We start from the raw sequence: 18989 nt of genomic DNA on the forward strand, positions 1-18989 counted from the left end.
GGGTGCCTCCAATGCTCCTTATTTTTTGGACGCTTTCAGCTCGGTGATTTTCTTATCCAGCGCTTCCTGACCTTCACGCAGAAGCGTGTTCACATCCGCGGTCCCGTTAATATAATTCAACAGTTTCCCGTTCATGATGCTGGAGCCGTCGCGGTCATAGATCGTAGCTTGAGCCGGGTCGGGATACTTTTGGCTGAGGACAGCCGTGAAATTCTTCCCTTTCGCCGCTTCATTGTTGGCGAACAGCTGCTTCTGGATCGCCGGATCCTTCAAGCCGGTCAGACGTCCGTTCTTGGTGGCATCGAGCTGAACGTCCGGATTTGAGCTTAAATACGCGATAATTTGGAAGGCCAGATCGGTATTCTTGCCGCCCTTCGGCAGGATGAAGCCGTCCGAGAACAGCCCTTGACCAACATTGTCTTTGAAGGTAGGGTAAGACACAAAGTCCCACTTCAGTCCTTCCTTCTCCATTTTGGCCATATCGGTATTGTGCAAGAGTAGAATGTCGGGCAGCATAGCCACCGTTCTGTTCGCCAGAAACTCATCGCGTGCCGCAAAGAGCGATTTGATCGGCGGATCCACACTCGGTGGATACATCATCTTCACCGTTTCGAATAAGTTCTTCCAGCCTTCGGTCGTCACCGCTGCCGTCTCTGTTTTCGGATCCGCATACGATAAGCCCATTTGCATTTGCATGCGGTTCAGCCCGAGGGGCGGGCGCATGCCGATATAGTTCACACCGTCTTCAGAGCGGGTTAATTTCTTGCTAAGCTCAATGACTTGGCTCCAGGTCATATTGTTCGTTGGGTAGGGTACGCCGAATTTATCGAAAATATCTTTATTATAATGAAGGGCGAAGGCTAGCGTATTGTAAGGCAGGTAGTAGAGCTCGCCGTTTTTGGAATAGGACTTGATGCTGTCTAGCAGCTTGGAGTCATAGACGCCTAGATCCAATCCGTGCTTCTGTGCGAGCGGTCTTAAGTCGAGCGGCAAGTCAAGCGGCGTTAGCGTCTGAATGTTCGTGACGCCTTCCCAGATAATATCGGGAATGTTGCCGGCGGCTACCAACTCCTCGATCATGCTCCCCTTCTCATTCTTCACGAGATTCAGTGTGACATGGGGAAACTTCTTTTTCACATATTGATTAATGTATTTCTCGAAATCGTCCAGTACCGTCTTCGTATAAAATGTAAGTGTTACGGGTTCTGGCGGCTTGGCCGGCGTCGGCGTTGACGACTCAGGACCTTTTACGGCTTGCTGCGGCTGGCCACCGCATGCGGCTAATAACGCTAAGACCATGACGCTACTGCCGAGCTTTACTGCTGTTGATTTTGTAACCATTCAAATCCCCCCCAACGAGATAATGATCCTAATCACTTACAGATGGCAATGACAGCAGGCTTTCGATCATGCGGTTAATTTGCTCTCGTTTGTTTAAGAGCCACTCCATCTCTCTCGGATATTCACTGAACGTAAGCGGATGTGCCAGTCCTTCCTCCAGAACCTCCAGCGTTCGCTCCCTGCCGATCTGCTGCTCCAGCAGCTCAAGCGCTCTTAAGTCCTGCAGAGCTTCCGTCAGCACCTCCAGTCGGATCGATTCAATCGGTCCCTGTTCACCCGGATAGACTAGGAATGCGTCACCGGATGGATGTGCCCGGCTGGAATCCGTATCTTGGAAAGGATGGATCGGACGCTTGGAATATTGACTGTTCCAGAAGTTGTAGCCCCAGTGCAGGAAGCCCGTCAGTTGGAATTTGTAAAGCTGCATGCCGAGAATCCGATTGCGTGCGGACGGCATTCCGAAGAAGCGGTTCGATACGTTCACTCCCTGGGAGCTGCAGTAGTAGGTCCACAGCGGATGAACATGATGCTCAAGGAAGGGCTCGATGTGGTTATTTGCTGGAATCGGGATTTTGACAAGACCCTGTTCATAGAAGTCGTAATTCGATAACGCATCGATGATCGGGAAACCCTCAAGGTACGTGTTGATCAGCTTGCTTGCATTCCCGTATGATTCCAAGTGACTCTTAATCGGTTCGTCCGAAACATGGAAGTAACAGCGCTTCTCCAGCCCTCTGCTGTGAATGAACGCTACCAGCTCAGGCAGGAACTGGGCTAAGAACGTATGATAGCTGCTGCTCGCCGCATCCGTTTCCCATCCGAATATCCGTTTCGTAACGCCGTCTTCCGTCGCTATAATCTTAGGAGCATGCTTGGCACCCCACTGGGTAAACAAATGGGAAAACTCCAAGTACTCCACTCTCTTGGCCTCACATAGCTGAATCCACCGATCTAGCCGTCCAAATCCGAACGTATATTCGTCACCGGACTTCGTCACATCGATAAGCTGCACCGTCGGACGCTCGCCGCCTATCGCCGTATCCAGAGGCGGTGTGAACAAGGGGGTTAACATCATATTCATGCCGTGTCGAACCGCGGTGTCCATGTATTTGTCTATTAATGACCAATGCGCTTCGCTGAAAATATCGACGTGATAGAAGTTGGATAAGCAGTCGACATGAAACCATTCCGTATGAATCAGCCGCTGTTTGGGCAGTGAAGCGGGAACGATCGTCAGCTCGAAGTGCTCGGTGACCGACAGGCTCCCGGACTTGGTGGCGAGCTTCACATGAATGCTATGAAGCCCCGGTGTGAGCGATTCGTTCAAGTTCAACGTAATCCATAAGCTGCGCCACTGAGGTAAGGCTGGGATGACGGAATCTTCGTCGAGTTCAAAGAGCGGATCAGGATATAGTCCAGGCGTCTTCCGTAGAAAGTGTTGATCATGATGCGGATAGGCTGCGAGCTCACTGGGGGCAAGACCGACGGTTCTGACGGTAATGACCTCGGATAGCTCGGATTCAATGCTCACCTGCAGGTCCTTCAGGATTTGCTCTGCCCGATAGGCAACCTGGAAGGAATAAGCTTCGTTCGCCAAGGCGGTGCCTGAAGTGCAAGCTAAATCCTGGATCTCTTCATCGGCGAATACTTTCGATAATGAACTTAAGCAGCGAGTTTGCAGCAGTTCCGACATAAGACAAGCTCCCTCCTCCGTCCGTTTATAGGCAATCTCGGAAGTTCTCAATCGTATGGAACGTAATATAGTTCGCGTTATGGTAATTGTAGGCTCCGTTGATGGCGGTCCGACTTAAGAATCGGATATGCGGCCCCTCTATCTGCCAATCTACGTATTGAAAACCGACCTTCGTGCTATCCTCCGGCCATCCGTTATCCTCATAGTTCAGGACGTCTTGATGCAGCTGCCAGTGCGCCAGATCGGCCGATGAGACCAGGGAGAGAATATTTCTCTGACTGGTATTGGCGGTTGTCACACGGTTCACAAGAGACCAGTATCTGCCTGTCATTGGATCATAATGGATCGTAAATTTCGCCATGTTGCCATGAAAATCGATGACACTGCCGAACGTTAATGGCGCTGAAGGATCTTGATCATCAACATGAAGTAGGATTGCCCTGCCATACTCGGGATGACCGCCCTTCGTATGATAACGGAGCAGGTTCACCAAGCGATTGTCCGGCGTAATGACGACATTCCCTTCGAGCAAGGAAGGCTTCTCTCCGCCTTCGATCGTCCCTGGCCATCCCTTGTCGTACTTGAGAAAAGGTGTGACGCTCCACTGTGCTGGATCGAGCAGGTCGGCGTCGGCCGGTACGGACACCACCCCGGTGGCATGGCCGCCAATCCGCCAGGAGCCGTGCTCCACGGCTGTCCAGAGCCTGCCCTGATGCTCAACAACCGGCATTGGCGCCTTATGAGGCCCTCCCTGCTCCCGGCTGCCGGCCGGCAGTAAGTCGCTGGGGGCGGACCATGTGCGGCCGCCGTCGTCCGATCGGCCAATCAGCAGGCTGCCGTACTCCGTACTCGTACCGAGCATATACAGCCGTTCCCGGTGGAGGAAGAGCTTCCCCCAGAAGCACGGATACAGATCGCACAGGAAAGTCCATGTCTTTCCCATGTCTTCGGACCGGAACAGCTTCGTAACATTTTGCCCCCCATTACCCCAAAATACATCATGAGATGCAATCCAGGCACCGTCCGGCAGATGAACAAGGGATGGACTCGCCGTAGATCTCCCGGAATAGTTATACGTGTAATCCTCTGGGTGTATGTAGTTGACGACGGTCCCCGGCACCTCTCCGGTACGGAACAATCGGATTGGACTTACCGCGAGGATGGCTCCGGTTCCGTCGGAAATGACTTTGATGAGAATACGGTAGTCCTTAGCATGGTCCAAGTTCCGAACCACCGTTCCGTTAGCACTTCCTGGCAACTGGAGGGTTCCTGCATTCCTCTCCTCATTAAGTGCGCTCCATTGAATCTCGTACTTGATGTCACCGCTGCGTTCTGCCCCTTCATATTGCCACTGAAGCTCGAGCTGCCGGTCTCCCGGAGCCAATCTCACGATGTTTAAGCGGCTAGCCTTCGTCTCATCACTGCTTGTTGCTATAGTGAGCTCCTGAGTACTGAGGTAGCTCCAAGACCGATTCGGAACCGATTGGCTCATGAGATCGCCTCCCGGGAAACCGCCTTGGCCAGACGTTCCAGCTGGATGACTTCCAGGCGTTGATTCGCTTTCAATCGGGAAGCGTCCGCTACACGGCAAGTGGTTTGGATCGGTAATCCCAATTGCTGCAAGTGGTATTTGGCGTTGACCGGATACATCTGAAGCTCAATTAAAGACGCGACGGACAAGAAGGTTTGCAGCCTATCGGCCTTGGCCTGATCGTGGCTCCAAGTTTGTACCAACTCGACGTACAACTCCGGGTGGAAGTTCGCCATGACGCCGCTGAAGCCCGCAGCGCCAAGCTTCAATGATTCCAGCAGCGTCGTTGAGTTCGCGTTATACAGCTTTAGCCCGCTGCCCTTCACGGCAGCCAGCTTCGCCTCCATCTGCTGAAGATCACAGCTGGTGTCCTTCAAGAAGTGGAACCGGCTCGTATCCGCGCACCACTTTAAGACTTCCGGGGAAAGCAGTCTTTTGTAAGGATAAGGGCATTCGTAAATACCGAAGGAAATCTCAGGAATGGCGTGCAGGATGCTCGACATGTTCCGGATCCAAACCGCATCGTCCTCACCATCTGCAGCCAAGCGATTGCTGACGATGACCACCGCGTCAACTCCTGTCTCCGCGATTCGTCTTAATTCTTCGATCTGATCTTCCAGACGCTCCGAGGTATGTCCTGAAGCGATCACGTTCACTCGACCGGCGGCCTTGTGCACCACAAAACGAGCGAGCTCCACCCTCTCCTCCAGGCTCAAATAGAACATCTCGCTGGACTGACACACGGCGAACAGTCCCTGAACACCGCGACCGATGTACCACTCCATTAGCTGCTCCAAGGCCGCGTAATCGACCTCGCCCGATACTGTAAATGGTGTCAACATGGTAGGCCAAACGCCGGTAGGAATCGCCTTGCTCACAGCTGCATCTCCCCTTCCTTGTAGTCGATGTATGTTCTTTAATACAGAACCGCGTTCTAATTATTATTTAAAAAAGAGTTCCTCATAGAAGAACGTTGTTCACAATTATTTTATAATACAAAAGTTCTTATGACAACCATATTTTTCTATACGGAATCAGTTTTCTTTACAGCTTATCTTCAATGGCATGTACGATTTCTTTCATTTTCAGTACGTGCTCTTCGATCTTGTCCTGAGTAAAACGTAACGATGGTCCGGACAGACTAATGGCTGCGACGACCTGCTTCTTCTTATTGTGGATCGGCATCCCAATGCACTTAATCCCATATTCATGCTCCATATTATCAATGGAGTAGCCACGAGTCCGCGTCGCGTCCAATTCAGCCCTAAGCGCTGCTTCATCCGTGATGGTTTGATCGGTGAATTTGGTCGGTCCTTTCGCGATGATACTGGCAAGCACCTCACCCGGTAAGTTAGCCAGCATCGCTTTCCCGATCCCCGTGCAATAAAGCGGGGCCTTGAGACCGAGCATGGAACGCGTGGACAGCTGATTTTTCGGTGAGGACGATTCGAGATATATGACCTCGGTATCACTTGGTATGCCCAGGTAAACCGTCTCATTCGCATGGTCGGCAAGCTCCTGCATGTAAGGCAGAATCACTTTTCGGATACTGATGTTACTGGAGATGACATGGCTAAGCTCGAGGATTTTAAACCCAAGCCGATACTTATCATTCTCCGGATTTTGTTCCAGGTAGCCCAGCTTCACAAAGGTAGCTACAATATTATGCACATTGCTTTTGTACAACCCCATCTGTTCGCTGATCTCCGTAATGCCGAGCTCGGGGTCATTAACGGTGAAGCACTCCAATATCCGCAGCGCCTTGAACAATGATTTTACTTTGATATCCTCCGTCATATTGTTCTCCATTTCGCAACATAGTTCTATTTCTTTGGCTTTATCATACTGCTTAATTGGTCATTCATCAAGACAGATTGGAGTCGTCGAATAATGTTCTTGTCATCCAATGGCGCAGCGTGCAGCATATGATCCCCGATATCGACTCTATTTCCTCACAGTCGGTGTTGGGTGACAAATAAAGTTTTGAAGTGGACAATCCTGCCAATAGATGCCCATCAGCACTTCTTGAACCAAAGAATCCTCTATGTTCGTACTTCGGATTAGTTTTTGAATGACGGCGGCCCCAAGTTGGATGGCTGAAAATGAATGTAAGATTACAGATGCTGAATGGATAAGTTCATATCAAAATGAGGCGACATCAGTATAACTGACATCGCCTCAATAATTTTTTGTACTTTCTCAAAAGGGGTATTCAAAAAATAATTTCAACTCGGCTTACTATCGTTGAATCTTCACGAACTTTCAATTTGCGGTACTACAGAAGCATGGCAACTCTCCACATCTCATAAGCCTTATTTAAAAATGCTTAAAGCGACACCGATCAAATAAGGAATCAACCACAAACCCCAAACCACCAAGCTGAACTTATGAAACTGCTGGATTTGTTTTTCTTTTTTTCTCCATAATACAATTGTTGCCCATATCGCATGAATAAACATCAAAATCAGGGCAATCGCTCCAGTAATACCGTGCAAATTGATTTCTCTGCTTGTATTCAGCTGTTGCATAAAGCTAGTACCTATTCCGTCAAACAATAACCCGGCAAAAAAGAAAACTAAATGATTCGGTTTTAATCGGCCAGAAAGTTTTTCGCCCCAAACACCGATTGTATAAGCAACTAGTGCTAAGTTAATAAAAATAACTGCTAATGCTAACATGGTATAGTTCCTCCTCAGATACATTTTGCTTCCCAGCTCTTTATGATTTAAGTATAGGAAGCGAGAATGAACGGAGAATGAACAACATGTTACAGATGAGGAAGCGTTACAGTAAAGAGAGGTCCCTTATTCGAACTGGCCACGCAGAACACATAATTTGACACTTCTGACTCCTCAAGCTTAATAATAACCATATTATTTACAAAAAACTTACTTACAACATTGGAGCATTCAATGCCGTTTCGATATTGGCAAGTCCAGCCGCAGTTGCTCATTATCGTTCGATGGGTGTTACCAACCTTGCTCCATCGTATAATATATGTACGGTGGCTTTCTTGTGCTATCTACCCTTAATTGCAAAATAAACTGGAAAGGTAAAAGCTGCTAATGTACCTACAATACCGGCGATAATTTGAGGGGTTATAAATGATTTAGACACATCTTCACCTCCGTTATTTAGTTTCATTTATTATTTCATAATTAAATACTTTTTATGAAACTGATACGTACGAAAAGCAAGTGAACTAGAATGAAAACTGTAATTCTATAGGAATAAAAGGAACACCCCTTAGACAAAATAAATTTCGTTTCAATTAACAACTACAACGAGGAGCTGTTACAGTGGGTATTTTAAGTGGAAATCCGAAAGATGAACCGTTGCATTATGGCGAAATCTCTAGTGTATGGCAATTCTCTACGAAAGCGAAAGGGTGTATCTCTGCGTATCGGGCATATCAATACCATGCTGGAGACAAAGAACTTAAAAAAACATTAGAAGAGCTAATTGATCAAGCAGAATTGGAAGTGAGCGAATGTGATACAATACTCTCGCAAAATGGAATCACTCCTTCCCCTTCACTTCCCGATAGACCGGAAGCTAAGCTTGAGGATATCCCGGTTGGAGCACGTTTTACAGATCAAGAAATTGCCGCAATGATTGGAGCCGATACATCTATGGGATTGGTGGCATGTTCACAAATAATGGGTATGTCCATTCGTGAGGATATTGGGGCTCTGTTTGCAAAGTATCATGTTACAAAGACTGCTCTAGGTTTGAAAATTTTAAGAATGAGCAAAGAAAAAGGTTGGCTTATACCACCCCCACTTCAAATAAAAAGACCTGAGCTAGTAGAAGCCTAGCCTTTGATATTTGATGCTTTACACGCTGGACATTCACCAAAAAACCACCGAACACTGGTGGTTTTTGTCATATAACCATCCATATATGGATGGCACTCTCCTAGCGACAAGAATACGTTAGCCTGATTTGAGTTCTTTCTTAATCGTCTCGTGAATATGCATAGGCTGCTTACCATCGAATAACGACACAAATTTGATCCGATAAAAACACCAAATAATGCAAATTTTATGGGACAAGCTTGCTAGACGTTCAGTTGGCTCTGAACAGGCCGCGCAAGCTTACAAACACACTTACTGTGACTCATAGTCTGAGGAGAACCAGACTTCGAAGATTAAGTTAGTCGAGTGGATAACCAATGAAACATTTGGTTCAATAATTCTCCGTTTTGCAGAAGGCTATGATTTCCTTCCGTAAAGACAGCGCATGTTTTATCTTCGGAAACAATCATCTGAATAAATTGCTCAATAAGATCTGAATTCACGATGGGGTCAAACCGGTCATAAAGGCATAGAGTCGGATAATGAAATCTATTTGCTTCTGATAAAGCTTTTGTTCCATTACGCGATAGCTCGGCGAACCATCGGGGGGTATACTGAATCGTAGCTGAGGGATCATCCAACAAATCGGAAGTCCAACCAGGCAGACGCGATTGCAACCATTTCCACTTTTTCAGCGATTCATTCCATTTTATTAGTTCAAGCGGCAATGCCGGGGTTAACAAGGAAACAAGATCAAAGCATTTTCGAATCGTAGTTGGAAGGCGGGTGCCCAGCGCAGGTGAAGACAAAATGACACCGGCCGGTTTGCTTTCTAACTGTTGAGCAAACCGGATTGCGATCAAGCCGCCCAAACTATGACCGCATAAAAATAATGGCAATCCCTGATATCGGATTTGCAGTTGAGTGACCAAGTCATCCAAGTCATCTAAGTACTCTTTGAACCGATCGACGTGTCCCCTTTGTCCTCCCGATTTTCCAAATCCGCGCAAATCCGGTGCCATGAATCCAATCTTCCTGTTTACACATTCCTTACCTATATGGGTGTAAAATCCTGAATGTTCTCCTGCTCCGTGAATGAGAAGGACTAGTCCTATGGGGTTTACAGGGATCCAAGAGCGATAAAACAGGTTGATCTCCTGTACAGGTTTCGAATTAGCAAATATACGGGGAGCTCTATACATGGATACCTCTCGGATTTATAGGTTTTACTGAATTAAAACATTGGAATTATCTTTATGCAGCTTGTCCACATGATCGATGATTTCGTTAATATTAGCACTTTCTAACTGGAAGCGATCATTTAAAGTAATAATCCATTTATCATCAATGTATGATACTAAAATCACTCCATTGACAGCTTTAATGGCAACGTTTCGCATCTTTACATCTTTCAAACTCATAAGCTCATCATACAAAGGATGAGGTTCCCCATTTCTGAACAGTTCCATAAAAAACCTCCGTTTTAGAGTTAAGGTAACCCAAACGTAACCCATTCATTCCTTAGGAATTAAAAAGTTTCTAAGAACCTTATAACATAAAAAAATAAGCGGCGTTTTTAGCGGCTTGTAATGTAATCAAGTTCTAATCATCCGACACATGCTGTCGGACTAGAGGATTACCTCGGTCAGCGCTCGACGGTTTCCTCGCAAAACCCGTCCAACTACGTTCACTCCGGCGGCGGCGCCTGGTATCAGCTGCGGGAATACGATCCGGGTAGCAATGCGATGTGGATGAAATCGTGACCGGTTAAGACGGTGATAACAAGAAGGCAGAATTTTACGTGTACGAAAGCTTCAGCGGATCCGGTTCCGTGAAGGATTGGGATTATACCTGTTTCAGTTCCGTCAGGTTCAAAAAGGGGCGTACCGCTGGCGGTACGCCCTTCTTGCATTTACAAACTCAAGCGTTTCATTCCAATAATGATTCGAGCTATGGAACAGGTTTAGCTGTAGGCTTGAGTGCTCTGAAATTTCTTTCCATTCACAAATGTGTTTGTCATATAGGCCACGCGTTTCCCTAGAGCCTCGCCTAGTGCAAGACCCTTCTCAAAAAGTGAATGACTTAGCACATCATCAGTATCTTCATCAGGAGATGTAACCCCTATACCATAATAACTGCCGTATAGCGCATTATCCGGAATATTAGCCGGCAACCCGACGATCATCATCCCTTGATGCAACATCGGAGTGATCAAGTTAAGCAAGGTTGCTTCGATACCGCCATGAACGGTTGCTGTCGTGCAGAATACGGCACCGATTTTATCAACTAATTTCCCATTTGCCCATAAATAACCGAGCTTATCAATCCATGCTTTTAACCCGGAACTAATAGAACCGAAGTGACCGGGACATCCCCAGATAATAGCATCCATCTGTTCGAGATCCTTAATATTTGCATGATTGACGTGATTGATAAATACCTCTGTCCCTTCTACACTTTTAGCCCCTTTAGCGATAGAACGGGCAAGCTGTTCCGTATGACCCGCTTCACTATCATAAACGATGTAAATTTTCATCGTATGATCTCCTCCCTTATCGGTATTAAATCTATTAATCTATGAAATTGCTTATCATTTTTAATCTTAATGATCCGGTCTTTGCTGGAGTTTCTTCAGAGCCTTTCGATAACCTTTATCGTTCATTTCTTCTTCATTGTTATCATCGATAAAATCTCCCTTTATCCTCTGAAGTGCCATCCTATATTCTCTATCACTAAAACGCTCATGCTCTTTAGCGGATCGAGGTTTCTTTATAAAGTCCCTAAGTGCACTCCGAAACTCATCGTCTGCACTTTGCTGATCCATGCGCTCGTTTGTCTCAGCCTGTTCTTTTTTTATATGCTCGTGAACTACGTCCTTCTCTTGTTGAGGTTGTACTTCTTCAGAAATTTGTTTGACACGCTTGATAAAGAATGTGAGCACCAATCCAATAATACCGATTGCAACAATAACGAGATAGGCGTCGTTGATCCCCTGTATGGTAGCTTCTGTGGTCATCTGAGCCTGTGTTGCGCCCTTTGTTCCGCCAGAAGCCAGCATATCCTTCATATGAGTTTTGGTTCGATCGGCCATAATGGTAACAAGCAATGAAGTACCCATCGCACCGGAAACTTGTCGAATGGTATTAGAGATTGCTGTACCATGGGCATTTAATCGGTTAGGCAGTTGATTCAAGCCTGCGGTTTGAATCGGCATCAACAGCAACGCCATCCCAATTCGGCGAGCAGTAGACATAAGAAGGAGATAAGTGTAGCTAGTCGAGTCAGTTAAGTTAATAAAACCAAGCGTTGTCGCAATCGTAATAACCATCCCAATGACAGACAACCATTTGGCACCGAATCGATCGAAAAGCTTACCGGTAACCGGCATGAGAAAGCCCATCACAAGGGCGCCAGGAAGCATTAGCAGCCCGGATTCTAAAGCTGTATACCCGCGGGCATTTTGTAAATAGAGCGGCAGCAGCATCATATCCGCATACATGATCATCGTTACCGCGATACTGATAATCGTCGTCAAGGAAAACATATTATATTTGAATGCCCGCAAATCTAGCAATGGTTCTCTGGAAATCAGCTGACGCCATGTAAATAGCGCGAGGGCTACTATACCTACAGCGATAGATAGAAGAACCTCTGAGCTTGACCACCCTTCGCTCCCCGCACGGCTGAATCCATATAACAGTGTCCCGAAGCCAATGGTAGAAGCTACGACACTGAGGATATCCAGTTTTGTTTTAACCCTTTCAGATACGTTCCCCAAAAATATGAATCCGCAGGCAATGACAATAAGGGCAAGCGGAATCATGCCATAAAACATCGTCTGCCATGCATAGTTTTCCAAAATATATCCGGCAAGCGTCGGGCCAATCGCAGGGGCAAAAATAATGGCCAGTCCCATCATCCCCATCGCGGCTCCTCGTTTATTCGGCGGGAACAGCGCTAAAATGACATTTGTAAGAAGCGGCATAATAATACCCGCACCAGCTGCTTGAATCATACGACCGGATAGCAGAACCGGAAAGCTCGTCGCCATCGCGGAGACAACTGTGCCGATTAGGAAAAGAATCATGGAAGCCTGGAAAAGCTGCCTTGTACTAAACCGCTGCATGAGGTAGGCCGTAATAGGAATCAGTACGCCGTTAACTAACATGTAGCCGGTGGTTAGCCACTGAGCTGTTGTTGCAGAAATATTAAAGTCTGTCATTAATTCCGGGGTCGCAACACTCATTATGGTTTGATTCAGTGTCGCAAGAAATGCACCCAAAATCATAACAAACAAAATGGGACCTTTTTTTACTAAACTATTGCTTGTCTCTTCACTATTCCCCAATGTCCTCCATCCTCTCCATATTTCTCTATACTTAATTTACAAAGTGTTTTATAATTAACACGTTGTAGTTTATATTATAGTCATTAAGAGGATTGTTACAAGCAACGATTACAGGACAAAGTGTAATTTAGTTATCGTTTATTGCAATTGTGTCGCTTAAGTCTTACTTATAATACAATACTGATTAAAGTGTAAATTAAATATGGAAAGGAGTTATCCGCATGAATCAAGACAAGCCTCGTATCGACCCAAGGATCCTTCGAACACGCCAACTGCTGAAAGATGCCCTAATCGATTTATTGCATGAAATGGAGATTGAGAAAATTACGGTTAATCGGATTGCAGAGCGGGCAACCATAAATCGAGTAACCTTTTATCTGCATTATCGCGATATCCCGGATATGCTGGAGAAGATGGCCGATGATATGATTGAGGACATACAAAATGCTTTAAACCGCAATCCATCTCAACCAGGTTTAGAAGAAGAGAAAGCTTTCTTTGTGATGGTTAGTTTGCTTGAGCACATTGCTGAACATGCAAAATTTTATAAAGTTGTGCTAGGCTCGAAACGTACGCCCATTTTTACGGAGCGTTTGCTAAGGATGTTGTCGCAGACCGTTACACAAATAGTGGAGAATGAAAGAAATTCCTTCATCTCCGAAGCCGGTATTCAAAAAGACATTGCCATATGGTATGGTTCAGCTGCGCTAATCGGTACGATCGTGGCTTGGGTGAGAAATGACATGCCTTATACGCCGCAATTTTTAGCTCAACAGTTTTCATTGCTAAATCATCTTGTTTAATATTGAAAGTCGATCGCAGTCTAATATGCCCTAAAAAGCCTACAGCTTATTTTCGCAGCAGGCTTTTTTGCTTATGCCGTTAAGCCTTTACAAACCGGAATAACTTCCATACTAAAGTATCTGTTTTTTCTTATAATTTCCAGTCATATTATAAAAAGCAGCTATTTGGGGGAGGTTATTTATATTGAGGAGTAGTACAAATTCAGGTAGAAGTTCTGCAGTAATTACTGGAGTGTTATTCATTGCCGGCATGGTTGCAGGGATATTTAGCGTTGTTCCTGTTATAGATGGAGCAGACTACATTGTAAAAGCTTTTACAAATGAAAACCAGGTACTAATGGGAGCCTTTTTCCAGTTGTTAATGGTTGTTTCATATGTCGGGATTCCAATTTTGATGTATCCGATTTTAAGTAAGCATAATAAATATTTAGCTCTTGGATCTGTTTCTTTCGGCATTATTGCGGGTGTGTTCATTATTATCGGTGTAATCATTCTTCTTTTGCTATTGACATTAAGCCACGAATTTTCAAAAGTTGGAACTCTGGATGTATCGTATTTTCAGACCTTAGGTGGCTTGTTAAAGGTAGGACGTGATTTGGTGAACCATGTGGCAATAACACTGGCATTTGTATTGGCGATGCTCTTGTTTAACTGCATATTTTACCAAACAAAACTAGTTCCACGTTGGTTGTCAGGTTGGGGTCTTATTGGTTCTATATTGTCCATATCGGCAAGCTTATTATTTATGATTCGCTTCATCGGTCTGGATGCAACCTACATGATGTTGAACATCCCAATAGCTTTTCAACAATTGGTTTTGGCTATATGGCTAATCGTTAAAGAATTCAACACAACCGTACGGGATTGTGTTTCAAATTAATATGAAGGCTCTCCAACACACGGCTTGCTGCTCCGTTGTCTCCAATTTGATTGGTTTACCTATTATGATGGAATTCATTTGTTGGCATTTTTTACTTCCGTAATGATGCTATTAGCTTGCTCATCTGCAGTTCGAAGTGCCGTGTTAACATCCATGCCGTTTTGTCCAATATTTTTTTGCGCATCACTGAGTACCGCGTAAATTTTGTTGTCATACACCGTATTAACCGGCGGCAGCGCTGGTTTCACCTTAAATAGCCCTTCTAGGTTTTTCCCTTTGAATATGCCGAGTTCTTCGGTATACGACTTTTTGATTTCCGGATTTTTCAGAACCGTTAGCCGCGTACTGCTGCGGTTCATCGCGCGTTGCGCCTCATCCGAAACCAACAATTCGAGCACCCGGTAGGCTGCCTCTTTGTTTTTACTTGTCGGAGGAACAAGAAACAGATGAATGTCTACCTGTTTGCTCAAGCCGGGACGGTCGTCATAGGCAGGATACGATACAACGTCCCAGTTAAACGCGCTTCCTGACTTCTCCATTTCAATCAACGGCTTGGATGTCCCATCGATCCAGCCTGGCAGCATCGCCAATCTTCGATCCTTGAAAAACGTGTCGGCACCGTATTTGAATTCCTTTTTCGGACCGATATAGCCGGGTATATCGTATAATTGCTTAATGATCGAAAATACATTCTTATACCCTTCCGACTGCAATACAGCTTTCTCTTGATTGGCGTCAACAACTGGAAGCGAGTATTGACGAATCATCGATTGAGCCGTACCGGGATCCGTGCCGATATACTGAACGCCGTTGTCTGAACGCGTCGTTTTTCTCGCTAATTCAATCACTTCGTTCCACGTCATGTTATCCTTTGGATACGGAACGGCGAATTTATCGAATATATCTTTGTTGTACAGCATTAGGCCGACATTCGCGTCAAATGGAATTCCGTAGATTTCGCCATTTTTTCCGATTTGTTTCAGGCTGCTGACCACTTCGGGCTCAAAACGGTTCAAGTCAATGTTGTATTGCTTCAGCATTGGGGACAAATCTTCACCGAGTCCAAGGTCCAAAGAAAGATTGATTTGGGCGTTACTTGTAAATACAAGGTCGGGGACCGTTCCTGCAGCAATTAACTCTTCCGCTTTGGCTGCCTTTTCAAAAGAAATATTCGGGTATTTTTTTTGCACAGGTTGAACAACCAATTTGTCAAAATCATCATCACTCATACCGACCGCCGTATTGACGATCAACTTGACTGGTTGATCAATTCCTTCTTTTTTATTTGACTGCGAGGAATTCACGGTTTCTGCATGATTACTGCATCCCAAAGGGATTAGCAGCAAACTTGCCAAACCGGAGTATAACAACCATTTTTTAGTCATAAAGCGATGCCCCCATTTTTAAATTATTATATAACCCATAATTCCTATTGTTTATATAGGATTTATTTTATTTTAAAAGACTCTCCGCCCATTTGGAATATCAAAATGTTTTCAAATGTTTATCATTAAGTTGTATCACCATGCGAAAACACCTTGCCTGCCTACGAGCATGGAATGCAAAAAAGACGCGGATCCACAATGGGAGAGCGTCTCTAGATTTAAGATGGCTATTATATCTCTACAACTCCTATGTCTTGTACTTCATGCTGCAATCGGTGAAGCTCATCCTTCAGATCCTTAACGATCGCTTCATAAGCCGGATCGGCATATATATTGTTCAGCTCGTGCGGATCTTTCCGCAGATCGAACAGCTCCCATTCCGGCGGCTTGGGATCGTCAATCGCGCCGGTTGATCCGAGGGCTTCCGCGTAGTAATAAATAAGCTTATACCTGTCTGTACGCACTCCGTAATGCGCATATACGCCATGATGCGCCAAATGCATCCAATAGCGGTAATACATAGAGGTTCTCCAGCCTTCAGGCACATTTCCCCCGTTTAACGGACGCAGGCTCGTTCCCTGGAACGATTCGGGAATCGGTACATCGGCGTAATCCAGGAATGTGGCGGCAAAATCAACATTCAGCACCATTGCGGGCTGGACGGATCTCGGCTTGATCTCTTGCGGATAACGAACAACGAAAGGCATGCGCAGCGATTCCTCATACATAAAACGTTTATCGTACCATCCATGATCACCTAGGAAAAAGCCTTGATCGGACGTGTACACGACGATCGTATCGTCAGCTATGCCTTCCTGATCCAGATAGTCCAACAGACGTCCTACATTATCATCAATCGAAGCGATACATCGCAAGTAGTCCTTAATATACCGCTGATAGTTCCAGCTTTTTAGCTGCGCAGGCTTCAGTCCTTCGGGAGGTATTCCTTTGACGTCTTCTTCCTTCAAGTCGCGATCGACTCTCATTGTGGCTGCAGCGGCCGCACTGGCACGATTCGCATAATCGTCATGAAACGTTTCCGGTTCCGGAATATCGATATCATCATATAAATGGGCATGCTTCTCGTCGGGGACCCATGGACGGTGCGGCGCCTTATGATGGCACATCAGCATGAAAGGCTGTTCCTTGTCCCTTCTGCACAACCAATCCAGGGACAAGTCTGTAATCAGGTCCGTTACATAGCCTTCATACGTCTTTTTCTCGCCATTTTCAATGAAATTAGGATCAAAGTATTTCCCTTGTCCCGGCAGTACATTCCAATAATCAAACCCAGTCGGGTCGTTGTCCCCGCCTTGCCCAAGATGCCATTTCCCGACGATGGCCGTTTGATAGCCGCTGGCTTGAAGCAGCTTAGGGAAGTTAGGCTGTCTGCCGTCAAGCTTGTCCCCCAGTGTCCGGACACCGTTAAGGTGATTGTAAATTCCGGTTAAGATCGTAGCTCTGCTGGGTGCACAAATGGAATTGGTGCAAAAGCAATTGTCGTAGCGAATCCCCTCATTCGCAATGCGGTCAATATTAGGCGTCTGATTGATTCTGCTGCCATAACAGCTCATGGCGTGGGCTGCATGATCGTCGCTCATAATAAACAGAATGTTCGGTTGTTTCGTCAAATCCGCTTCCCTCCTCATGTACTCGAAATAAGTGTAAACAAAAAAGACGCAGCTTCCCTACAGGGAAAGAACGTTTTGTCTCCGGCTGTCCGGTCAAATGGTGCAATCTAAAATACCTAACAATACATACCATTTTACTTGGATTTTTACTTTTAACAATATCATTATGTCATTTGCGGCTTGGCATTTTGTCGGGCAGCACAGCATACTTTGGAGTCGCCGGTCATTTACTGTTCGCCAGCTCTTTTTCTATTTCCTTGTTGGCCAATTCCTCCGCCTCACGGAGCGCCGTTATAATATCCACATTATTGGCCAGCACCTTTTGGTTCATGGCCGGGCCGATTTGCGTACTTGCGATCTGTGAATATTTGTCTATTCCTCTCCTGACTCCGTTTTTATTGTAGAAAATCGCATCAATATTTTTCCCTTTCAAAGATTTCAGATTAACGCCAAAATCCTGTTTCGCCTTGGGATCGATCAAGCTCGTCAGCCTGCCCCTTTTATTCATTTCATGCTGATTGGTCACATCCGTTACTACCTGCAGCACCTTGAAGGCGGCATCCTTATTTTTCCCCGTTGCCGTAAGCATCAAGACGTGGACGTCGAGCTCCGCGCCGATCCTTGGCGCTTCCGGAAAGGTCGGGTGCGATACCATATCCCAATTCATCGGATTCCCCTGGTTATGCAGCTCTTCAAATTCACCCAGCCGTGCTCCCATGGCTGCCATCATCGCCAGCGTACGATCGACCTCGAACGTTTTAATATTGTTCCCGGGTTTATTGCCCGGAATATCCCAAATGGCTTTATGCTCTTTGAAAATATGAATCCACTCGTCTCCGGTCAAGGTTGCTTTTTTCGTAGTCGGATTATATGTACTCAGTGAAAGCTGTCCAGCCATTCGATCGACCCCGGCAGGATGTAAGCCGTAGTATTGCTGCCCGTTCTCCATTCGCGTCATCTTCTTCGCTAGCTCCGTCGTTTCTTCCCACGTCATGCCGTCTTTGGGATAGGGCACACCGAATTTATCAAACAAATCTTTGTTATAGAACAGCGCGGGAAAGTTGATGGAGAACGGGATGGCATACAATTGTCCTTGATCTCCGTAAGCCCGGATCGTTTCAACCGCCGTCGGTTCAAAAGCGTTTAGATCGACATTGTTAAGTTTCACTAAGGACGTCAAATCCTCCAGGGCATTAAGCTCCTTGAACTGACGGATCACATCGGGACTTCCGAATACAATGTCAGGCAAATTATCGTTGGCGACAAGGGTTTGCGGCGTATTGGTCGTGTCCGTTCGCACTAGCGTGATCGATATATTCGGATATTTCTTTTTGACCGGTTCGACAATCAGAGCCTGAACCTCCTCATCGGAGATGTTGGCTCCCCGTTGATACAGAACCAATTGTACAGGCTCATCATTACTTGTAACGGGTATATCAGAGCTTTTTGTGCTGCATCCGGTACCGGTCATGGCTGCGATAGTCAATAACATGGCGATTTGCTTTTTGTTCATTTGTCTCCCCTCACAATATTAATGTTTGAAAACAAAAAGAAACGCAGTCTCCCCTAGGGAAATAGCG

The 18989-nt window shown here is 45.9% G+C and carries 16 protein-coding genes; 3 read left to right on the forward strand and 13 right to left on the reverse strand.

Going from position 1 to position 18989, the window contains the following annotated elements:
* Positions 1 to 18: 18 nt before the first annotated feature.
* The 6 genes from ACFQ88_RS06110 to ACFQ88_RS06135 form a co-directional block, all read right to left on the reverse strand.
* Positions 19 to 1341 (reverse strand): ABC transporter substrate-binding protein, encoded by a 1323-nt coding sequence (locus tag ACFQ88_RS06110; RefSeq protein WP_379452929.1) that lies wholly within the window; start codon positions 1339 to 1341, stop codon positions 19 to 21.
* A 28-nt stretch (positions 1342 to 1369) separates the two neighbouring features.
* Positions 1370 to 3034, reverse strand: coding sequence for a DUF4091 domain-containing protein (locus ACFQ88_RS06115; protein ID WP_379452931.1), 1665 nt, complete (start codon positions 3032 to 3034; stop codon positions 1370 to 1372).
* Positions 3035 to 3059: 25 nt separating this feature from the next.
* Positions 3060 to 4526, reverse strand: coding sequence for a hypothetical protein (locus ACFQ88_RS06120; protein ID WP_379452933.1), 1467 nt, complete (start codon positions 4524 to 4526; stop codon positions 3060 to 3062).
* Positions 4523 to 5443: a dihydrodipicolinate synthase family protein gene (locus ACFQ88_RS06125; RefSeq protein ID WP_379452935.1), complete on the reverse strand. Its 921-nt coding sequence runs from the start codon at positions 5441 to 5443 to the stop codon at positions 4523 to 4525. The genes ACFQ88_RS06120 and ACFQ88_RS06125 overlap by 4 nt, the downstream gene beginning before the upstream one ends.
* A gap of 166 nt (positions 5444 to 5609) precedes the next feature.
* The gene (locus ACFQ88_RS06130; protein WP_379452937.1) at positions 5610 to 6362 is read right to left on the reverse strand and encodes an IclR family transcriptional regulator; all 753 of its coding nucleotides are present in this window, start codon (positions 6360 to 6362) and stop codon (positions 5610 to 5612) included.
* A 515-nt stretch (positions 6363 to 6877) separates the two neighbouring features.
* Positions 6878 to 7243 carry an HsmA family protein gene (locus ACFQ88_RS06135; RefSeq protein ID WP_239624557.1) on the reverse strand — a complete coding sequence of 122 codons (366 nt, stop codon included), beginning with the start codon at positions 7241 to 7243 and terminating at the stop codon, positions 6878 to 6880.
* A 621-nt stretch (positions 7244 to 7864) separates the two neighbouring features.
* Between ACFQ88_RS06135 and ACFQ88_RS06140 the strand changes: the two genes are divergently transcribed.
* Entirely contained in the window at positions 7865 to 8383 is a 519-nt protein-coding gene (locus ACFQ88_RS06140) for a DUF3231 family protein (RefSeq protein ID WP_379452939.1), read from the forward strand.
* Between the two features lie 332 nt (positions 8384 to 8715).
* Here ACFQ88_RS06140 and ACFQ88_RS06145 read toward each other — a convergent pair whose 3' ends face one another.
* The 4 genes from ACFQ88_RS06145 to ACFQ88_RS06160 all read right to left on the reverse strand — a co-directional run bounded on the left by ACFQ88_RS06145 (position 8716) and on the right by ACFQ88_RS06160 (position 12650).
* Complete coding sequence (locus tag ACFQ88_RS06145; protein WP_239624561.1) at positions 8716 to 9564, reverse strand: alpha/beta fold hydrolase; 849 nt, start codon at positions 9562 to 9564, stop codon at positions 8716 to 8718.
* Between the two features lie 24 nt (positions 9565 to 9588).
* Positions 9589 to 9831 (reverse strand): hypothetical protein, encoded by a 243-nt coding sequence (locus ACFQ88_RS06150; RefSeq protein ID WP_379452942.1) that lies wholly within the window; start codon positions 9829 to 9831, stop codon positions 9589 to 9591.
* A gap of 494 nt (positions 9832 to 10325) precedes the next feature.
* Positions 10326 to 10898, reverse strand: coding sequence for an NAD(P)H-dependent oxidoreductase (locus ACFQ88_RS06155; protein ID WP_379452944.1), 573 nt, complete (start codon positions 10896 to 10898; stop codon positions 10326 to 10328).
* A gap of 66 nt (positions 10899 to 10964) precedes the next feature.
* On the reverse strand, positions 10965 to 12650 hold the full coding sequence (locus tag ACFQ88_RS06160; protein WP_379453601.1) for a DHA2 family efflux MFS transporter permease subunit: 1686 nt from the start codon (positions 12648 to 12650) through the stop codon (positions 10965 to 10967).
* 281 nt (positions 12651 to 12931) lie between these two features.
* Here ACFQ88_RS06160 and ACFQ88_RS06165 point away from each other — a divergent pair, with 281 nt between their 5' ends.
* Together ACFQ88_RS06165 and ACFQ88_RS06170 are read left to right on the forward strand one after the other, a co-directional pair.
* The gene (locus ACFQ88_RS06165) at positions 12932 to 13513 is read left to right on the forward strand and encodes a TetR/AcrR family transcriptional regulator (RefSeq protein ID WP_379452946.1); all 582 of its coding nucleotides are present in this window, start codon (positions 12932 to 12934) and stop codon (positions 13511 to 13513) included.
* A 181-nt stretch (positions 13514 to 13694) separates the two neighbouring features.
* Positions 13695 to 14393 (forward strand): DUF4386 domain-containing protein, encoded by a 699-nt coding sequence (locus ACFQ88_RS06170; protein WP_379453603.1) that lies wholly within the window; start codon positions 13695 to 13697, stop codon positions 14391 to 14393.
* Positions 14394 to 14467: 74 nt separating this feature from the next.
* Here ACFQ88_RS06170 and ACFQ88_RS06175 read toward each other — a convergent pair whose 3' ends face one another.
* The 3 genes from ACFQ88_RS06175 to ACFQ88_RS06185 all read right to left on the reverse strand — a co-directional run bounded on the left by ACFQ88_RS06175 (position 14468) and on the right by ACFQ88_RS06185 (position 18922).
* Positions 14468 to 15778 (reverse strand): ABC transporter substrate-binding protein, encoded by a 1311-nt coding sequence (locus tag ACFQ88_RS06175; protein ID WP_379452948.1) that lies wholly within the window; start codon positions 15776 to 15778, stop codon positions 14468 to 14470.
* 230 nt (positions 15779 to 16008) lie between these two features.
* Positions 16009 to 17409, reverse strand: coding sequence for a sulfatase family protein (locus tag ACFQ88_RS06180; RefSeq protein WP_379452950.1), 1401 nt, complete (start codon positions 17407 to 17409; stop codon positions 16009 to 16011).
* A 223-nt stretch (positions 17410 to 17632) separates the two neighbouring features.
* The gene (locus tag ACFQ88_RS06185; protein ID WP_379452952.1) at positions 17633 to 18922 is read right to left on the reverse strand and encodes an ABC transporter substrate-binding protein; all 1290 of its coding nucleotides are present in this window, start codon (positions 18920 to 18922) and stop codon (positions 17633 to 17635) included.
* Positions 18923 to 18989 lie beyond the last annotated feature (67 nt).

This window comes from Paenibacillus sp. NPDC056579, assembly GCF_042793215.1.
Taxonomy (GTDB): domain Bacteria; phylum Bacillota; class Bacilli; order Paenibacillales; family NBRC-103111; genus Paenibacillus_S.

Excerpts from the sequence above, each read along its gene's own strand:
- ACFQ88_RS06110 (WP_379452929.1), bottom strand. The coding sequence starts at position 1,341 with ATGGTTACAAAATCAACAGCAGTAAAGCTCGGCAGTAGCGTCATGGTC.
- ACFQ88_RS06115 (WP_379452931.1), bottom strand. The coding sequence starts at position 3,034 with ATGTCGGAACTGCTGCAAACTCGCTGCTTAAGTTCATTATCGAAAGTA.
- ACFQ88_RS06120 (WP_379452933.1), bottom strand. The coding sequence starts at position 4,526 with ATGAGCCAATCGGTTCCGAATCGGTCTTGGAGCTACCTCAGTACTCAG.
- ACFQ88_RS06130 (WP_379452937.1), bottom strand. The coding sequence starts at position 6,362 with ATGACGGAGGATATCAAAGTAAAATCATTGTTCAAGGCGCTGCGGATA.
- ACFQ88_RS06135 (WP_239624557.1), bottom strand. The coding sequence starts at position 7,243 with ATGTTAGCATTAGCAGTTATTTTTATTAACTTAGCACTAGTTGCTTAT.
- ACFQ88_RS06145 (WP_239624561.1), bottom strand. The coding sequence starts at position 9,564 with ATGTATAGAGCTCCCCGTATATTTGCTAATTCGAAACCTGTACAGGAG.
- ACFQ88_RS06150 (WP_379452942.1), bottom strand. The coding sequence starts at position 9,831 with ATGGAACTGTTCAGAAATGGGGAACCTCATCCTTTGTATGATGAGCTT.
- ACFQ88_RS06155 (WP_379452944.1), bottom strand. The coding sequence starts at position 10,898 with ATGAAAATTTACATCGTTTATGATAGTGAAGCGGGTCATACGGAACAG.
- ACFQ88_RS06160 (WP_379453601.1), bottom strand. The coding sequence starts at position 12,650 with ATGATTTTGGGTGCATTTCTTGCGACACTGAATCAAACCATAATGAGT.
- ACFQ88_RS06165 (WP_379452946.1), top strand. The coding sequence starts at position 12,932 with ATGAATCAAGACAAGCCTCGTATCGACCCAAGGATCCTTCGAACACGC.
- ACFQ88_RS06175 (WP_379452948.1), bottom strand. The coding sequence starts at position 15,778 with ATGACTAAAAAATGGTTGTTATACTCCGGTTTGGCAAGTTTGCTGCTA.
- ACFQ88_RS06185 (WP_379452952.1), bottom strand. The coding sequence starts at position 18,922 with ATGAACAAAAAGCAAATCGCCATGTTATTGACTATCGCAGCCATGACC.